At 35.3% G+C, this 16,521-nt stretch carries 20 protein-coding genes; 10 read left to right on the forward strand and 10 right to left on the reverse strand.

What is annotated here, in order from left to right:
• Positions 1 to 5: 5 nt before the first annotated feature.
• The 3 genes from BUR19_RS13610 to BUR19_RS13620 are packed head-to-tail and all read right to left on the reverse strand — an operon-like array spanning position 6 to position 2,418.
• A complete protein-coding gene (locus tag BUR19_RS13610; protein ID WP_074235998.1) occupies positions 6 to 812 on the reverse strand; it encodes a M48 family metallopeptidase in 807 nt (268 codons plus the stop codon).
• Between the two features lie 41 nt (positions 813 to 853).
• Positions 854 to 1,909, reverse strand: coding sequence for a thiamine-phosphate kinase (gene thiL / locus BUR19_RS13615; RefSeq protein WP_074235999.1), 1,056 nt, complete (start codon positions 1,907 to 1,909; stop codon positions 854 to 856).
• Positions 1,910 to 1,920: 11 nt separating this feature from the next.
• Positions 1,921 to 2,418 carry an acyl-CoA thioesterase gene (locus tag BUR19_RS13620; protein WP_074236000.1) on the reverse strand — a complete coding sequence of 166 codons (498 nt, stop codon included), beginning with the start codon at positions 2,416 to 2,418 and terminating at the stop codon, positions 1,921 to 1,923.
• A gap of 173 nt (positions 2,419 to 2,591) precedes the next feature.
• On the opposite strand from BUR19_RS13620, the gene BUR19_RS13625 reads away from it, so the two are divergent.
• Genes BUR19_RS13625 through BUR19_RS13645 form a run of 5 tightly spaced genes read left to right on the forward strand, consistent with a single transcriptional unit; the run spans position 2,592 to position 6,381 of the window.
• The gene (locus BUR19_RS13625) at positions 2,592 to 3,803 is read left to right on the forward strand and encodes a BaiN/RdsA family NAD(P)/FAD-dependent oxidoreductase (RefSeq protein ID WP_074236001.1); all 1,212 of its coding nucleotides are present in this window, start codon (positions 2,592 to 2,594) and stop codon (positions 3,801 to 3,803) included.
• A gap of 37 nt (positions 3,804 to 3,840) precedes the next feature.
• A complete protein-coding gene (locus BUR19_RS13630) occupies positions 3,841 to 4,173 on the forward strand; it encodes a bacteriophage spanin2 family protein (RefSeq protein ID WP_074236002.1) in 333 nt (110 codons plus the stop codon).
• A gap of 5 nt (positions 4,174 to 4,178) precedes the next feature.
• Positions 4,179 to 4,814, forward strand: coding sequence for a DUF2306 domain-containing protein (locus BUR19_RS13635; protein ID WP_074236003.1), 636 nt, complete (start codon positions 4,179 to 4,181; stop codon positions 4,812 to 4,814).
• Positions 4,811 to 5,737 (forward strand): YARHG domain-containing protein, encoded by a 927-nt coding sequence (locus tag BUR19_RS13640; RefSeq protein WP_074236004.1) that lies wholly within the window; start codon positions 4,811 to 4,813, stop codon positions 5,735 to 5,737. Before BUR19_RS13635 ends, BUR19_RS13640 begins: the two co-directional genes overlap by 4 nt.
• 35 nt (positions 5,738 to 5,772) lie before the next feature.
• On the forward strand, positions 5,773 to 6,381 hold the full coding sequence (locus tag BUR19_RS13645) for a hypothetical protein (protein ID WP_175565910.1): 609 nt from the start codon (positions 5,773 to 5,775) through the stop codon (positions 6,379 to 6,381).
• Position 6,382: 1 nt separating this feature from the next.
• On the opposite strand, the gene BUR19_RS13650 is transcribed toward BUR19_RS13645, so the two are convergent.
• The 3 genes from BUR19_RS13650 to BUR19_RS13660 are packed head-to-tail and all read right to left on the reverse strand — an operon-like array spanning position 6,383 to position 7,949.
• The gene (locus BUR19_RS13650; RefSeq protein ID WP_139297353.1) at positions 6,383 to 6,775 is read right to left on the reverse strand and encodes a ribosomal maturation YjgA family protein; all 393 of its coding nucleotides are present in this window, start codon (positions 6,773 to 6,775) and stop codon (positions 6,383 to 6,385) included.
• Positions 6,776 to 6,828: 53 nt separating this feature from the next.
• Positions 6,829 to 7,446 carry a thioredoxin family protein gene (locus BUR19_RS13655; RefSeq protein ID WP_074236006.1) on the reverse strand — a complete coding sequence of 206 codons (618 nt, stop codon included), beginning with the start codon at positions 7,444 to 7,446 and terminating at the stop codon, positions 6,829 to 6,831.
• Between the two features lie 11 nt (positions 7,447 to 7,457).
• On the reverse strand, positions 7,458 to 7,949 hold the full coding sequence (locus BUR19_RS13660) for a TlpA family protein disulfide reductase (protein ID WP_074236007.1): 492 nt from the start codon (positions 7,947 to 7,949) through the stop codon (positions 7,458 to 7,460).
• Between the two features lie 63 nt (positions 7,950 to 8,012).
• Between BUR19_RS13660 and BUR19_RS13665 the strand changes: the two genes are divergently transcribed.
• Positions 8,013 to 8,390, forward strand: coding sequence for an energy transducer TonB (locus BUR19_RS13665; RefSeq protein WP_074236008.1), 378 nt, complete (start codon positions 8,013 to 8,015; stop codon positions 8,388 to 8,390).
• Between the two features lie 54 nt (positions 8,391 to 8,444).
• On the forward strand, positions 8,445 to 8,636 hold the full coding sequence (locus BUR19_RS13670; RefSeq protein WP_074236009.1) for a hypothetical protein: 192 nt from the start codon (positions 8,445 to 8,447) through the stop codon (positions 8,634 to 8,636).
• A gap of 2 nt (positions 8,637 to 8,638) precedes the next feature.
• On the opposite strand, the gene mutS is transcribed toward BUR19_RS13670, so the two are convergent.
• Together mutS and BUR19_RS13680 are read right to left on the reverse strand one after the other, a co-directional pair.
• Positions 8,639 to 11,194 (reverse strand): DNA mismatch repair protein MutS, encoded by a 2,556-nt coding sequence (gene mutS / locus BUR19_RS13675; RefSeq protein WP_074236497.1) that lies wholly within the window; start codon positions 11,192 to 11,194, stop codon positions 8,639 to 8,641.
• 94 nt (positions 11,195 to 11,288) lie between these two features.
• On the reverse strand, positions 11,289 to 12,161 hold the full coding sequence (locus tag BUR19_RS13680) for a cupin-like domain-containing protein (RefSeq protein WP_074236010.1): 873 nt from the start codon (positions 12,159 to 12,161) through the stop codon (positions 11,289 to 11,291).
• Between the two features lie 114 nt (positions 12,162 to 12,275).
• Between BUR19_RS13680 and BUR19_RS13685 the strand changes: the two genes are divergently transcribed.
• The 3 genes from BUR19_RS13685 to BUR19_RS13695 all read left to right on the forward strand — a co-directional run bounded on the left by BUR19_RS13685 (position 12,276) and on the right by BUR19_RS13695 (position 14,802).
• Entirely contained in the window at positions 12,276 to 12,794 is a 519-nt protein-coding gene (locus BUR19_RS13685) for a hypothetical protein (RefSeq protein ID WP_074236011.1), read from the forward strand.
• Between the two features lie 170 nt (positions 12,795 to 12,964).
• Positions 12,965 to 14,374 (forward strand): MBL fold metallo-hydrolase, encoded by a 1,410-nt coding sequence (locus BUR19_RS13690; RefSeq protein ID WP_074236012.1) that lies wholly within the window; start codon positions 12,965 to 12,967, stop codon positions 14,372 to 14,374.
• Between the two features lie 125 nt (positions 14,375 to 14,499).
• Entirely contained in the window at positions 14,500 to 14,802 is a 303-nt protein-coding gene (locus BUR19_RS13695; protein WP_074236013.1) for a thioredoxin family protein, read from the forward strand.
• Here the strand turns inward: BUR19_RS13695 and BUR19_RS13700 are convergent.
• Positions 14,795 to 15,616 carry a hypothetical protein gene (locus BUR19_RS13700; RefSeq protein WP_074236014.1) on the reverse strand — a complete coding sequence of 274 codons (822 nt, stop codon included), beginning with the start codon at positions 15,614 to 15,616 and terminating at the stop codon, positions 14,795 to 14,797. The two genes, BUR19_RS13695 and BUR19_RS13700, sit on opposite strands and share 8 nt — an antisense overlap.
• A 22-nt stretch (positions 15,617 to 15,638) precedes the next feature.
• On the reverse strand, positions 15,639 to 16,400 hold the full coding sequence (locus BUR19_RS13705) for an amidohydrolase (RefSeq protein ID WP_074236015.1): 762 nt from the start codon (positions 16,398 to 16,400) through the stop codon (positions 15,639 to 15,641).
• Between the last annotated feature and the right edge of the window lie 121 nt (positions 16,401 to 16,521).

Below are 16,521 nucleotides of genomic sequence, written 5' to 3' on the forward strand. Positions count from 1 at the left end.
AAAGTTTACAATTTTCCTCCGGCTGCTTTATAATATTCCAGTGCTTTTGGCATATCAGCATTTAGGTCAGCTATTCTGTTTTGTGGATTCGGGTGAGTGGATAAGAATTCCGGTTGTCTGCTACCAGTAGAAGAGGCTTCCATTCTTTGCCAGAAAGCCGTCGCAGTTCTTGGATCGTAACCAGCCATGGCCATTAGTTGCAATCCCATTTCGTCTGCCTCAGATTCCTGTTTTCTTCCGTAAGCTAAAAGTCCAACTTGAGCTCCGATTGGATAAACTTTTTCAAAAACGCCTGCCCATTGGCTGTTAGACATTGTTCCGCCTAAAAGACTTCCGCCATATTGAGCCAGCATCGCCTGCGAAATTCTTTCGTTTCCGTGTCCAGCCAAAGCGTGAGAAACTTCGTGCCCCATTACCACGGCAACACCATTATCATCTTTACACACAGGCATAATTCCGGTATAAAAAGCTACTTTTCCACCAGGCATACACCAAGCATTCAGTTGACTGTCTTGAATCAAATTAAATTCCCAATTATACCCAGTCAAAGCAGACTCACGACCGATTTGCTTATAATAAGCATAAGCCGCATTTTTAATTCTGGCACCAACATTTTTTATCCGGTTAGCATCTGCCGTTCCGGTTACAACTTTTGCTTTGGAAAGTGTTGTCTTATATTCTGATGCAGCAGCAGTTGCGATTTCAGAATTATTAGCAATCTGGATAGATGATCTACCTGTAATTGGGTTAGTGACACAAGCAGTAATTCCTAGTGTCGCAATTACAAAAGCTGAAGTTTTTAAAATTTTCATCGTTTATTTTTTAAATGTTTTACAAGTTTTATTCCAAAGATTTACTCTTTATTCAGGAATGCATCCCAGCCTTGTGCTGTAAACGGAATCAATTGATTTGAACCTCTTGCTACCAAGAAACTGCCTTGTGCTTCTTCAGTTGCATGACCGATGATAGTAAAGTCTGGATGATTCTTAATTTTATCGAAGTCGGAAGGCGCGATTGTGAACAATAGCTCATAATCCTCTCCACCATTAAGTGCTGCCATTGCAGGATTAAGATTCAATTCGTCTGCTGTATGGATTGTAGATTCATCCATCGGTAATTTCTCTTCATAAACATTGAAGCCGACTTTAGATTGATCAGAAAGATGCAAGATCTCAGAAGCCAATCCATCAGAAACATCAATCATAGAAGTAGGTAAAATATCCAATTCTTCCAGTTTTTTCTTGATATCTGTTCTTGCTTCTGGTTTCAATTGTCTTTCGAGGATATAATCATAACCCTCCATTTCAGGTTGCATATTGGGGTTTGCCAAATAAACGGAGTGTTCTCTTTCCAAAATCTGAAGACCAAGATAAGCACCACCCAAATCTCCAGTTACAACTAAAAGATCATTCGGTTTTGCACCATTTCTTTTAATGATTTTTTCTTCATTTTCAAGACCAATCGCCGTAACGCTAATCACTAAACCAGCGTTGGAACTCGTTGTATCTCCGCCAATTAAATCCACTTTGTATCTGTTGCAAGCCAAAGCAATTCCGGCATAGATTTCTTCCAAAGCTTCAACTGGAAAACGATTGGAAACCGCAACGGAAACCAGAATTTGAGTTGGTGTTGCATTCATCGCAGCAATATCGCTGAGGTTGACAACAACAGCCTTATAACCCAAATGTTTCAAAGGAACGTAACCAAGATTGAAATGAACACCTTCCGCCAACATATCTGTTGAAACAATTACTTTTTGATTTTCAGAATCGATGACAGCAGCGTCGTCACCAATAGAAACTTTGGTCGAGGTTTGAACAACAGGGAAATTCTCTGTCAAATGTTTTATTAGACCAAATTCTCCAAATTTGGAAATAGGCGTTAATTCTTGAGATTTATCTTCTAACATAATTTTTCTAATTAATTTTCAAAAATGGATGCATTAACATTTTCTGGTCGGAACGGTAATGTTTTCAAATATTCTCTTGTGATGGTTTGCACATTTTCAGATTTGTATTCGTTCATCACTTCCATTATATCATCTGGCGGCGTTGTCGTTTTTCTTAACATCATATCAATCCAAACGCCTGTTGCTTCGGCTGTCGCACAGTGCGTTCCGTCTGGCAGATAAAATTTGTGAACGAATTGATAAATTGATCCGTCTTCAGACAAAGCAGCAACTTCCAGGGCTACAAAAACTGTTTGATCCGCATAGATTTCTTTGAAGAAAGAATAGCGTTCGTGCAACATTACCGGACCTACACCCCAACGGTTCAGTTGAGTCAATCCGATTTTGTTTTTATTGAGGAAAGCCATTCTTGTTTGTGAACAATAATCAACATAGGTTGAATTTCCAAGATGACGATTCGCATCAATATCACTCCATCTCACTTCAAATTTATGGTAATAAACAGACATTTTTTTCAATTTTAATATTCTTCAAAATTAACCATTTGAGGTGGATATTAAAAATGTAATTTTGTGCATCGAATATAAAGTGTCGAAGACGCGATATGTTGGTAAAAAATATATTACCATATCAAGTAGAGCTCCGAAGGAGCGACATATCGGTTTCATAGAAATTAAAATTGATGTCAAAGAAGAAAAGAATAATTATCATTGGCGGTGGAGCAGCGGGTTTTTTCACGGCAGCCAATCTTGACGAGGAAAAATTCTATGTCACAATTCTAGAGCAAAACTCTGATGTTTTGCAAAAAGTGAAAATCTCCGGCGGCGGAAGATGCAACGTGACGCACGCTTGTTTTGACCCAAGAGAGTTGACTCAATTTTATCCTAGAGGCAATCGGGAATTGCTCAGCGTTTTTACCAAATTCCAGCCAGGCGATACAATGGATTGGTTCGAATCCAGAAATGTACCTTTGAAAATCGAAAAAGATAACAGGATTTTCCCTGAATCCGATTCTTCGCAAAGTATTATGAATGCTTTGATCAATGAAGTTCGAAATAAAAATTTTGAAGTTAAAAATCAGGTTTCTGTTACCGAAATTATCAAGGAAAATGAAACTTATTTAATTAAAACAAAACAAGGAGATTTCATAGCCGATATTGTGATTTACACAACCGGAAGCTCGCCAAAGTCTTTGAAAATTATTGAGAATCTTGGACACAAAATTGTGGAACAGGTTCCATCGTTATTCACATTCAATATCAAAAATAATTTGTTGAAAGACCTGCCAGGAACAAGTTTTGAAAATGCAGAAATCAGAATTCCGAGTTTGAAAACGGAAGAATCCGGACCATTGTTGATTACACATTGGGGACTTTCTGGTCCTGCGGTTTTGAAAATTTCGGCTTGGGAAGCCAGAACTTTAGCAAAGTTGAAATATCAGTTTGAAATTGAAGTTAATTTCATTTCGAAACCAATTTCTGATGCAGAGGAAGAATTAAAAGAATTCAAAAATCAAAATCCTAAAAGATCTATCGGACAATCGAAAATATTTGATGTGACGAATCGTTTTTGGAGTAAAATTCTGGAAATCAATCAAATTAATCCCGAAAAGCAAATTGCTAATCTTTCCGGTAAAGAAATGGCTTTGATTCTTGAAAATCTTTGTCAGAAAAAATTATTGGTTACAGGCAAGTCAACTTTCAAAGATGAGTTTGTAACTGCAGGAGGTGTTGACCTAAAGGAAGTTAACTTTAAAAATATGTCTTCCAAAATTTTGCCTGATTTTTATATTTCTGGCGAAGTTCTTGATATAGATGCAGTTACGGGTGGTTTTAATTTCCAAGCCTGTTGGAGTGAAGCTTGGTTGATTTCTCAACATCTGAACGCTTTGTAACGAAATCTTTTATTAAATTTGAAAAATAAATTTGAAAATGAAATATTCAAAAAATGTTCTGAAAACACTTCTGTTAGCCGTGTTTTTTTTAATGGTTTCTTGTAAGACGACTGTTGTATCTCCAAACAAACCGATGTACGACAATACGTTAGAACTTTACAAAAAATACTCTATCCAAACCAAAGATGCCAAGACTCAGAAAATCGAAGTTTTGAAAGTAGATGCCACCAAAATATATGGAAAAAATAAAGCCGGAGAAATGGTTGAAATTGAAAGAAGCGAAGTGCGTGAAATCAAAAAACCAGATGTTTTAGCATCCATTGCTATTGTTGTAGCAGCGGTTGCAGCCGTTATTTTTGTTCCGATTTAAAAAAAATGCTTGGTTTAGCAAAATCCAAGAATTTTATCTTAAAAATAATTGTTGCAATTACTTTTATTTATTTTTTTTGGCTGATGCTGAACATTACTTTAGATTATGTTCCGATAGCTTCTGATGTTAGTTTCTTAATGATCAAACAGACAGAAGTTACTTCCCGACCGGCATATCTCCCTATTTTTTACATACACGTATACAGCAGTATTTTCGCTTTGTTGGCAGGATTTATTGCTGTTTTTTTTGATAAAAATTTAAAATACCTTCATCGTTTTTCTGGTAGAATTTATGTTTTTGTAACGCTGATTTTTTCCTCTTTATCAGGAATTTATATTGGCATTTTTGCCAACGGCGGATGGACAGCAAAAGTCTCGTTTGTTTTGCTTGGGATTCTTTGGTTTTATACGACCTACAAATCTTATTCAGAAATTCGGGAAAAGAATATTGTCCAGCACAAATTCTGGATGTGGCGAAGTTATGCTTTGGCGGTTTCTGCCATCACTTTGAGGATGTGGAAAGTTATTTTAGTATATTTATTCCAGCCCAATCCAATGGACGTTTATCAGGTTATTGCTTGGCTTGGATGGATTCCGAATTTGTTATTAGTAGAATATTTAATCAAAAAACAAAACCGATGAAAAGCTTAAATCTAATTTTCGCAAGTGTAATTTTGGCAACCTCTGTTATTTCCTGTAAAAAAGACACGAAATCCGAAGAAAAAACAAAAACGGATTCTTTGGCTTCTAAAAAAGAAGTGGAGCAGGAATTTCATAAAGATTGGTACGGAATCTACACCGGAGATTTCAACTCAAAACCAATTACAACGGAGTACGGTAATCAAATTGAAGAGTACAAAAAGATATCAGTCAAAATTAATAGAATCACAAAAGACAGCGTTTATGGTTATTCTGTTGTGAATGGCAATCAAAGACCTTTGCGTGGCATTCTGAATGGAAATACTTTGGGTCTTGTCTTAGATGAACCTGGAAGTGATAAATCGGATGGGCGTTTTCAATTGAAAATCAAGCAAGACAGTTTGGTTGGAGATTGGTCTGCTTACAACAAATCTGATGTGAAATCGCCAGAGAAAACCGTAAAGCTTATAAGAAAAGAGTTTGCCTACAATCCAAATTTTATGCTTTCTAAAAAAAGTTATGAAGAAAGTGATTACGAAAATCCCGTAGATTGGAACGGTGGAAAAGTGAAAACGGAATCTTATGTGAATGATGAAGGTAAAACAGAAACTTACGAAAATACATTCTACCGAAGTGCTTCCGAGAAGGTTTTTGTCATTAATGCCTCCAAACAAAAATTAGCTGAAAAAGATTTGAAAAACCTTCGCAAATTAGATCTTCAGATTATCAGAAATACCGTTTTTGCGCGCCATGGTTATTCTTTCAAAAAAGCAACTTACCGCCAATTTTTCGAGAATACAGATTGGTATGTTCCTGTTTCCAGCAATGTAGATGCTGAACTTTCACCTTTGGAAAAGGAAAATGTTGCTCTTCTTGCCCGCTTGGAAAAATATGCTGAAGATCATTACGATACTTTTGGACGATAGAATTTTTTAGTAAAATATTGTTTTTTGATGAAATGATGAAAAAGTACCAAATCCGGTTTTTGTTTTTTCTCATCGTAAATTGTTTATATTTAGGCTCTTGTAAAAAACAGTCAGAAGATCCCTTCCTGAACAAGCTGTTCATTTCCAAATATACGCACGACACCATTTGGACTGTAAATATGGTTGATAATGTCGATATTATAAACAATCTCACAAAAGAGCTTGAAAAAAATGATTTTTCAATTTACGCATATAAAGTGGAAGAAGACAAACCAGAATATAGTTTTGTGTCGGATTGCGATAAGCAGATACAGTATGACCTCGAAAAGACAGGAATGCGCTCTTATTCTATAAAAAGCAATTTGGAAAGCGTACGATACAAGAGACGAGATTATTCTAATAAGAAATTCAGACGCTACAATTATGAATTCAATGTGTCTGTTTACGAATTTGAAAACGAAAAAGTTGCTAGTAATCAATTTGAAATATTAGAAAATGCAAGCAATTCTGGTCAAGGCTATTGCAATAAAATCTTCAACACAAAATTTGTTCTCAAAAAAAATGAAATATTCGAGTTCTCAACTATGGATGAAAAATCTCTGAATGCAATGCGCAATTATGCTTATTTCATTAAAAATCAATAATTTAATTTGACTTAAGTTTAACTGAAACGATTTCTATAATATACAAAACTACACATCCAGCAAAATAGCAGAGAATATCGATCCAGCTAAATGAGTTGCCAAGAACGATCATCATTACGCGATTGTCTTTGAAGCCCATTAATTCCCCGAAGTGAAAATATTGGGCAAACTCAATCAGGCAGGAAAAAATGAAAATTCCGATAATCAGTTTTGTTGAATTGAAATCGAAGAATGCTTTGATGAAATAATACATTAACATTACTACAAAAACATCGCCCAGATAAGCTCTTACAAAGAACCAATCTTTGAGTTTTGTAGCGATTAGAACTTCTACTATAAAAATGAAGATTGCAATCAGTAAGTTTTTGTAATCAAATTTAAAATTAATTTTCAAGGAATTGTTTTTAACTAAAACAAAAAATCGAGACAATTATTACCTCGATTTTTTTATTTTTTCACTTTTATTGTACAACCAATCGCAACTGTTTTCTCCGTCTTGACAGGTTCATTTTTCAAGAGCTGATTTACAGCATCCTGAACATAATAGTCTGAAACGTCATTTGGATTTTCGTAATTGTTATCGATCGTTCCAATATATTTCACGATATTTTTTCCGTCCTCTTTTTTCAAAATATAAACGTGAGGTGTTTTTGTAGCACCGTAAATCGGATAGATTTTCTGGCCTTCATCCACCAAATAAGGAAACGTGAATCCTTTTTCCCTTGCTCTCGTCTGCATCTCTGCAAAGCCGTCCTGTGGCTGAACTGCCGGGTCGTTTGGATTGATGGCAATCACAGGATAACCTTTGTCTTTGTACATTTTGTCCAGCGCAATGATTCTGTCTTCATACTTTTTCGCATATGGACAATGGTTGCAGGTAAAAACAACGATAAAACCTTTTGCAGACTTGAAATCGCTTAATGAAACCATTTTTCCATCCACGTTTTTCAGTTTGAAATCTGTTGCTTCATCGCCAACTTGGTAACCGGAATTGTAAACTTCGGTAAAACTCAATAATCCCAAAATCAGGATTATACCAAAGGAAAGGCATTTTATTTTTTTCATTTTAAATATTTTTATGGATTGTAATTTTTGTTAATTGCTGATTCTAGCTCTTCCAAGGACATTTCGCCATTATTGAAGAACACTTTTTCGCCATTTTTATAGAAAAACGTTACCGGAATCTCGCCTTCCCAATCTTTCTGGAATTTCGGAATCCAAGTATTCATCCTTTTGTTATCATCCAAAATCACAACTTCTGCAGTCAGGTTTTTGGCCTTGATAAAATTGATGACTTTCTGTTTATCTCTTGCCATATCCAAAGAAACCAACAGCATTTTGAAATTTGGATTTTGAGAATATTTTTTATTCACTTCAATGAAATGAGGCAATTCTTTTACGCAAGGCGCGCAAGTCGTTGCCCAAAAATTAACCACAACAAATTTGTCCTTCTGCTGTCGAATATGTTTTTCCAAATCTTCATATTTAATCAAAGAGACGTCTTTCTGAATCTGAGCATTCATCACAAAAGGAAAAATCAATAACAAGAATTTTACTAAAGTCTTCATATTCAAATTTAAAAAATACTTTTGATAATTTAAGTTATTGAATATCTTTGGAAAAAAATAACGATGAAAAAAATCTTATTACTATTTGTTTTATTATTCAGCGTTACAGCTTTTTCGCAAGAAAAAAATGAAAACGAAGTCTTTGAAGCTGTCGATAAAGCGGCAACTTTTGAAGGCGGAATTTCTTCTTTTAGAAATGAGTTTGCAAAAAATGTTGACACTAAAAAAGTGCAGGGAAAAGGAACTTTTCGTACTGTTATGACTTTTGTTGTAGAAAAAGATGGAACTATTTCTGAATTAAAAGCCAATGGAGAAAATCAAAGCTTTAACGAACAGGCGGTAAAAGCCATGAAAAAAATAAAAACAAAATGGTCTCCGGCAAAAAAAGATGGAACCACAGTAAGGTCAAGATTTAAATTTCCGGCGGCCATCAATATTTAATAATGATTTTCGGTTTGATTTTTGAAAATAGAATCTTAACCAAATCTTATTGTTATGAAAAAGCTATTATTCATCGGAGTATTGTCATCATTAGTTATTAGTTGTGTTCCTGACAAAGACAAACGGGACAAAAGAAAAGCAGACCACAGCGCAGAACATATGAGAAACAAAGGTGTAGATTCGGCTGCTTTATCCCCCAATAAGAATGCTGCAGATACTGTTTCTACGAAAGAGTCTGGAAAATAGAATTACTTTCCAATCATCTTTTTAATCGCATTCAACTTCATCAACGCTTCAATTGGTGTCAACGTATTGATGTCAATTTTCGTCAATTCTTCTCGGATGTTTTCCAAAACAGGGTCATCCAATTGAAAGAATGAAAGCTGAAGATTTTCTTCGGTCACTCGTTTTATTTTCTCTCCGGAATCTTGAGTTGTTCTTGTCGATTCCAAAGTTTTAAGAATCTCATTCGCACGATTAACCACTTTGGAAGGCATTCCTGCCAACTTCGCAACGTGAATACCAAAACTATGTTCACTTCCGCCGGAAATCAGTTTTCTGAGGAAAATAATGTTGCCTTTCGCTTCCTGAATGGAGACGTGAAAATTTTTGATTCTTTCAAAGTTCACAGACATTTCATTCAGTTCGTGGTAATGTGTTGCAAACAAGGTTTTGGGTTGTGTAGGATGCTGATGAAGATATTCCGCAATGGCCCAAGCAATGGAAACACCGTCGTAAGTGGACGTTCCGCGTCCGATTTCGTCCAGCAAAATCAAACTTCTGTCGGAGATATTATTAAGGATATTTGCGGCTTCATTCATTTCCACCATAAAAGTGGATTCGCCGGCAGACAAATTATCCGTTGCACCAACTCTTGTAAAAATCTTATCCAAAGTTCCAATCTCTGCGTGTTTCGCCGGAACAAAACTTCCGATTTGAGCCAATAAAGAAATAATCGCAGTTTGTCTCAAAATCGCCGATTTACCGGCCATATTCGGTCCGGTTACCATAATGATTTGTTGAGAATCTCTGTCCAGAAAAACGTCATTCGGAATGTAAGATTCTCCGAGTGGCAAAGATTTTTCAATGATTGGATGTCGTCCTTCCTGGATGTCGATTGAAAAAGAATCATTCAAAATCGGTTTTGTATAATTATCTTCAACCGATAATTCAGACAAACCAACTGCACAATCTAATTCTCCGACCAATTTTGAATTTTCCTGCAATTGGTCAATATAAATCAGAACATTTTCACAGACATTTCTGTAAAGTTCCAATTCCAATTTTCCAATTTTTTCTTCAGCGCCTAGGATTTGGCTTTCGTATTCTTTCAGCTCTTCAGTGATGTAACGTTCTGCGTTTACCAAAGTCTGTTTCCGAATCCAATCTTCCGGCACTTTGTCTTTATGTGTATTTCTAACCTCGATATAATAGCCGAAAACACCATTGAAATCAATTTTCAAACTTGTAATTCCGGTTCTTTCGATTTCACGCTGACACATTTCGTCCAAGAAACCACGACCTTTATTTTGAAGATTTCTCAAATGGTCGAGTTCTTCCGAGATTCCTTCTCGGATGACATTTCCTTTGTTGATGTTCACGGGAAGTTCGTCATTCAGATGCTCATTAATCAAAGTAATTAATTCTTCAAGATTAATGAAAGGGTCAATCCAAGCCAAAACATCAGGAAAATTCAGAAGTTTTTTTCTGATTTCATTAATATTAATGATACTTTGACGGAGATAACCTAATTCTTTCGGTGAAATCTTTTCAGCGGCTAATTTTCCTATTAATCTGTCCAAATCTGAGATGCCTTTCAGCAGATCTTTGATGTCATATTTCAAAGAATCTTCTTTATTCAGGAATTCAATAAGACTTAACCTTCTGTTGATGTCACTGATATTTTTTAAAGGTAAAATCAATCTGCGTCTCAACAATCTTCCGCCCATTGGCGTACAGGTTTTATCGATGATATCAAGAAGTGATTTCCCATTATGATTAGCAGAATAAACAATTTCAAGATTCCTCAAGGTGAAGTTATCCATCATCAGATAATCATCTTGCGGAATCACTTGGATTCTCGTAATATGCTGCAACAATGCGTGGTGTGTATCTTCAACCAAATAAGCAAAAATGGCTCCTGCAGCCGTGATTCCCAACTTAGAATCCTCGATCCCAAAACCTTTCAGAGATTGTGTTTTGAAATGCGACGTCAGTTTTTCGTAAGCGTAAGGATATTTGAAGGCCCAATCTTCCAGCTTGAAAACATTTTTATTTTTCAACTGATTTGGAGTCTCAGAAGTTCTTTGATAAATAATCTCGCTCGGGTCAAAAGTATGAACAATATGAAGTAATTTTTCAAGATTTCCTTCACTCACGAGAAATTCGCCAGTAGAAACATCCACAAGTGCCATTCCGTATTTTTCTTTTTCTTTATGAAGAGAAAGCAGGAAATTATTTTTCTTAGAAGTCAGAACCTGGTCATTGAACGTAACACCTGGCGTAACCAATTCTGTAACACCACGTTTTACAATTCCTTTGACGGTTTTTGGATCTTCCAATTGGTCGCAAATCGCCACACGCATTCCGGCTCTTACCAATTTTGGAAGATAAGAATCCACCGAATGATGGGGAAATCCGGCCAGTTCAATATGACCTTCGCCATTGGCTCTTTTGGTCAAAACAATGCCAAGAATCTGTGACGTTTTTATCGCATCTGTCCCAAAAGTTTCGTAGAAATCCCCTACTCGGAACAATAGCAATGCATCAGGATATTTCGCCTTAATTGTATTGTATTGCGTCATTAACGGAGTTTCTTTCTTTGCCAATTGTCTGAATTTTAGAAGCGCTAAAATACGAAATTAATAACCAGAAAAAAGAAGGATATTTTGCAGAAAATTATTTTTTCTTCAACTCTTCCAGAGCTTTGGAGCTTTTTCTGTAAGCCCATTCTTCTTTATATTTTACCCATTTTGCCTTGAAGATTTTTCGCATCAGCTTATCCGTGTATCGCATAATGAAAACGTGATAAAGCATACTCAGAAACTTTGAAGGACGATTGGGCAATGCTCTGATAGACAAAGAAAATCCGGGCTCAAGATATCGGTTGTAATGCCAGAAAGCACCAGGAATAAACAGAGCGTCGCCGTGTTCCATCAGGATTTCGGTTCCGGTTGCGTATTTCAGAGCGGGATATTTCTTGTAATCCGGATTGTCGTAATCAATCTCTTCTATGGTATGAACGGACAGTGGAACTTTATAAAGTAATTCATTTTGTTTCTGATCAAAAAGTAAAATCCTTTTTTTACCACCAAAATGCACGTGGAAAAAGTCTCCCAAATCCACATCGTAATGCATCAAAACGTGCGCTTCACTTCCTCCAAAAAATAAAGTAGGAAGTCGTTTAAAGAATTTCATTCCCAAATCCGGATAAGTAAAGTCTTTCAGTAATTCCGGCAATCTGTCGGTGATGATGTAAAAAAAGATCCTGAGGTCGGAAGGTTTACTTTTAATAATGTCAATATAATCCTTCATCTTCATATTAGTTGCTGGTGTGTCAGAGCTTTTGCTGGCGTCAGCAGGTTTGTTGTCATAGATGGGGACAACCTGGTCACCGGCTTTTTCACGGATATAATCCAGATTCCATTTTTCGTAAGCGCCCCATTGTTTTGCAAAACCTTTTATCAGAAGCGGTCTGTGCGGTTTGAAATATTTTTTTTGAAAATCTTCTTTATCAATGTGTTCTACAACGTCAACAGGATTCAGAATCATATTAATTGGTTTGATTCAATAAAAATAATAAAAATGTTCTTTTCAAAAATTAATAAAAATAAGATTCATCAAAAGAAAATTAGGAATAATCCGTTTAATTCTTAAATTTAGCTAATGAAAAAATACCTTTACCTCTTTCTTATATCATTCTCTCTGACCAATTGCTATACTTACAAAGTTAGCACAGAGACGGATGAAACAATGCAGGACAAAAGTGAACCGAAGAGAAAACCTGAGCCACAGGTAAAATCTAATATGCAGCAGCTTGCCGTGAGCGCAATGGCTGATGATGGTCAGGCGAATCCAAAAGTCAATTCTAAAGGTCCTCGAAATGCTAAAATCAATAAAGAAAAAAAACCAAAACCGACTAGCATTACAGAAAAGTTGGAGGCGGGAAAATTTTTTAAAATTGATGTAGCGGACAGAAGCTACAAGATACAGGTCGACAAATGGGAAAGTGACACGTTGGTAGCACATGTTATCCATAAACCGAAAAAGATTCTTAAATTTCATAAAAACCAAATCAATCAATCTACCATTGCAGAAAGACGTTTTTCTCAGCCGGTAGCCGACATCATTACTGTTACAGCGTATGCAGGAATTGGTGTTGGAATTTGGGCTTTGGTTCGATAAGGCTTCAAATCGATTTAGAAAATCAAGCATTTGTTTAATTTTAAATCGGAATCATAAATAATATCAGTTAAAAATTATTTATAGTTAATCCAAATAACCTCATATTTGTATCTGTAAAAAGTTCAAATAATTTAAATTCTAAGTTTTTGAATATAATCTATTGATTCACAATGAAAATCGAACAAATATATACTGGTTGTCTTGCTCAAGGCGCTTACTACATCACTTCTGAAAACGAAGCCGCAATCATTGACCCGCTAAGAGAAGTGAAGCCCTATCTTGAGCGTTTGGAGAAAGATAAAGTAAAACTTAAATATATTTTCGAGACACATTTTCACGCAGATTTTGTTTCGGGACATCTTGATTTATCAAAAAAAACTGATGCTCCAATTGTTTTCGGACCAACGGCGAAACCAGATTTTGAAGCAATTATTGCAGACGATAATCAGGTTTTCGAGATAGGAAAAATCAAAATTAAAGTTCTTCATACGCCAGGACATACTTTGGAAAGTTCGACTTTTCTTTTGATTGATGAAAACGGAAAAGAAACGGCTATTTTCTCTGGTGATACCTTATTTTTGGGTGATGTTGGAAGACCGGATTTGGCTCAAAAAGCGGGCGAAATCACAGAAAAAGATTTGGCTGGAATGCTTTATGAAAGTCTTCAAACCAAGATTTTACCTTTAGATGATTCTATCACTGTTTATCCTGCTCACGGTGCTGGTTCTGCTTGCGGAAAAAATATGCAGAAAGAAACAGTGGACACTTTGGGAAATCAGAAAAGAACAAATTATGCGCTTAACCAACCAAATAAGGAATCTTTTATTAATGAAGTTCTTGACGGATTAACTGCGCCGCCAAAATATTTTGGGATGAATGTCGCAATGAACAAAGGCGGTTACGAAAGTTTTGACCAAGTTCTGAAAAAAGGAAATAATCCTTTGTCTGTAGAAGATTTTGAAACTGCAGCAGAAGAAACCGGAGCTTTGATTCTGGACACAAGAAGTGCATCTGTTTTTCATAAAGGCTTTGTTCCCAATTCTATCAATATCGGAATCAAAGGTGATTTTGCACCTTGGGTTGGAGCGATGATTGTGGATGTTCAACAACCTATTCTTTTGGTTTCTGACGAAGGAACGGAAGAAGAAGCGATTACCAGATTGAGCAGAGTAGGATTTGATAATGTTTTAGGCTATTTGGACGGAAGTTTCGAAGCTTGGAAAAACTCTGGTAAAGAAACTGATGAAATCAAAAGGATTTCCGTAGAAGAATTTGCGGACGAATATTCTGATAATGTGAAAGTTGTCGATGTCAGAAAAGAAACAGAATATGAAGCTGAACACATCAATGAAGCTTACAGTAAACCTTTGGCTTATATCAATGATTGGGTGAATTCTTTAGATAATTCTGAGCATTTTTATATCCATTGTGCAGGCGGTTACAGAAGTATGATTGCGGCAAGTATTTTGCAGTCAAGAGGTTATAGAAATTTTACTGAAGTTGACGGTGGATTCAATGCGATCAAGAAAAATGAGAAATTTCCATTGAGCAATTTTGTTTGCCAAGGTAAAACTTTGTAGAATAAAAAGGGCTTCGAGAGCCTCAGCCTTACAAAGCGGAGTTAAATTTCAGTACCCTAAAATGTTATTCTGAACCTGTTGAAGAATCCTAATAACTAAAATCTAATCTCTAATATCTTTTTATTTTGTCACAGAAATTTCAAGAATTAATACAATCCGAACGTCCTGTTCTCGTTGATTTTTTTGCTACTTGGTGTCAACCTTGCAAAGTTCAGTCTTCCGTTTTGAATTCTGTGAAAGAACAAGTTGGCGAAAAAGCAAGAATCGTTAAAATTGATGTTGACCAGTTTCCTTCGATTGCATCAGAAAATGGTGTTCGCGGTGTTCCGACTTTAGCGATTTTCAAAAATGGAGAATTGCTTTGGAAAGAAAGCGGAGTACACGATGTTAATTCTTTGGTTGGGTTGTTGAAACAATATTCTAATTGATAATTATATTTCCGCTAGAATCATAATTAAACCCCCAATCTTGTACTTTTGTTGAAGTGATATTTCCGTAATAGTCATACTTAATTTCTGTGTATTTTCTAAAATTATTTTTAGAAATCGAACGATAGAAGAACTCATCCAGAAGATATAATCTTTTCCAAGGATTATAAGAATTGTCGTAATCTTCGAAAGTACGAACTATTTTCTCTTTAGTATTTATGCCGTCTTTTTGAAAAATATATTCAGACTTAGTTAAATTACCTTTTGAGTCATAATAGAATTTTTCCAAATATGTCGGAATGTAGTCATCCGGAGGATAATATGGCATTTTCGGCAAAGTCGTGAGTATTTCGGTTAATTTACCAGATTCATACTTGTATTGTTGTTTTTTGTAATTGTATTCGTGACCGTCTTCAAATTCTCTTTCAAAAATTTGGTTATTATTATTCAAAATAAAATATTTGGAATTTTTTGGAACTGTAAAATCAGGTGATGATGAAAAATTTTCTATTAAGACTGTATTTCCGCTGTAAACCAAAGTTGTAAAAACTTTATTTGAAAAGGAACTATCAAATCCTGTTGAGCCAGAAACAGGTAAAAAACCTCCCGTTTTTTTTGTTAAACGCTTGTCATTATCATATTGAAAATAAACATTTAAGTCCATATTACTATTAAATGTAAAACCTGAATATAAGACAAGGCTGCTCATTTTTGTAATTAATGGCTCATTATTTTCGATAATTTCATCTTCATTATCTCTTGAGCAAGAAAACAGAATAAAACTTAAAAAGAATAATGTAAAGATGTTTTTCATTGGTTAAAGCTTTTTTGCAAAACTAAGGAATAATTTCAAACTCATCTCTCTCATTCAAAAAAGGAAACTTACTTCTAAATTCCTTCAATTCATCCAAATTCCATTCAGTTGTGATGAGGTTATTTTTTCTTTCAGAGATTTCTCTTCCATCAGGAAAATAGACTAATGAGCTTTCTTCATATTCAAGATTATAACCATCAAAGCCAATTCGGTTTAATCCAAAAAGAAAAGCCTGATTTTCAATTGAACGTGCTTTTAGCAGAGATTTCCAAGCTTCAACTCTGGATTTTGGCCAATTCGCGACGTATAAAATCGCATCATAATCATTCTGATTTCTCGAAAATACAGGAAAACGTAAATCAAAACAAACCTGTAAAAGAATTTTAAATCCTTTATAGTCAATGATTTTCCGCTCAGTTCCCGCAGTATAAATTTTATCTTCTCCAGAGTAAGAAAACAAATGCCTTTTGTTGTAATATTCGTAATTCCCATTTGGAAAAACAAAGTAAAATCTATTATAGAATTTCCCATTGTCTTCAACAGAAACACTTCCTGCGACAGCCGAATTTTTGCTTTTAGCAAACGACTTCATCCAGGTTAGGGATTCTTCATTTCTGTCCGCCACTTCATCGGCTTCCATACAGAATCCTGTGGAAAACATCTCTGGCAAAAGAAATAAATCCGCTTCTGTTGCAGCAAATTCATTTTCAATTTGTTTGAAATTTTCTTCTTTATTTTTCCAAGCAATATCGAGGTTCAATCCTGCGATTTTAAGTGTTGACATACTTCAAAAGTTTACTGCAATTTATGATTTTAAATTATTATTGAAATAAATTGTAACCAACATTTCGGAGCTTCGCTCCTCCATTTCCTTGTTATACTTCTCTACCAATATTTCGAGACTT

The sequence above is a fragment of the Epilithonimonas zeae genome (assembly GCF_900141765.1).
Taxonomy (GTDB): Bacteria; Bacteroidota; Bacteroidia; order Flavobacteriales; family Weeksellaceae; genus Epilithonimonas; species Epilithonimonas zeae.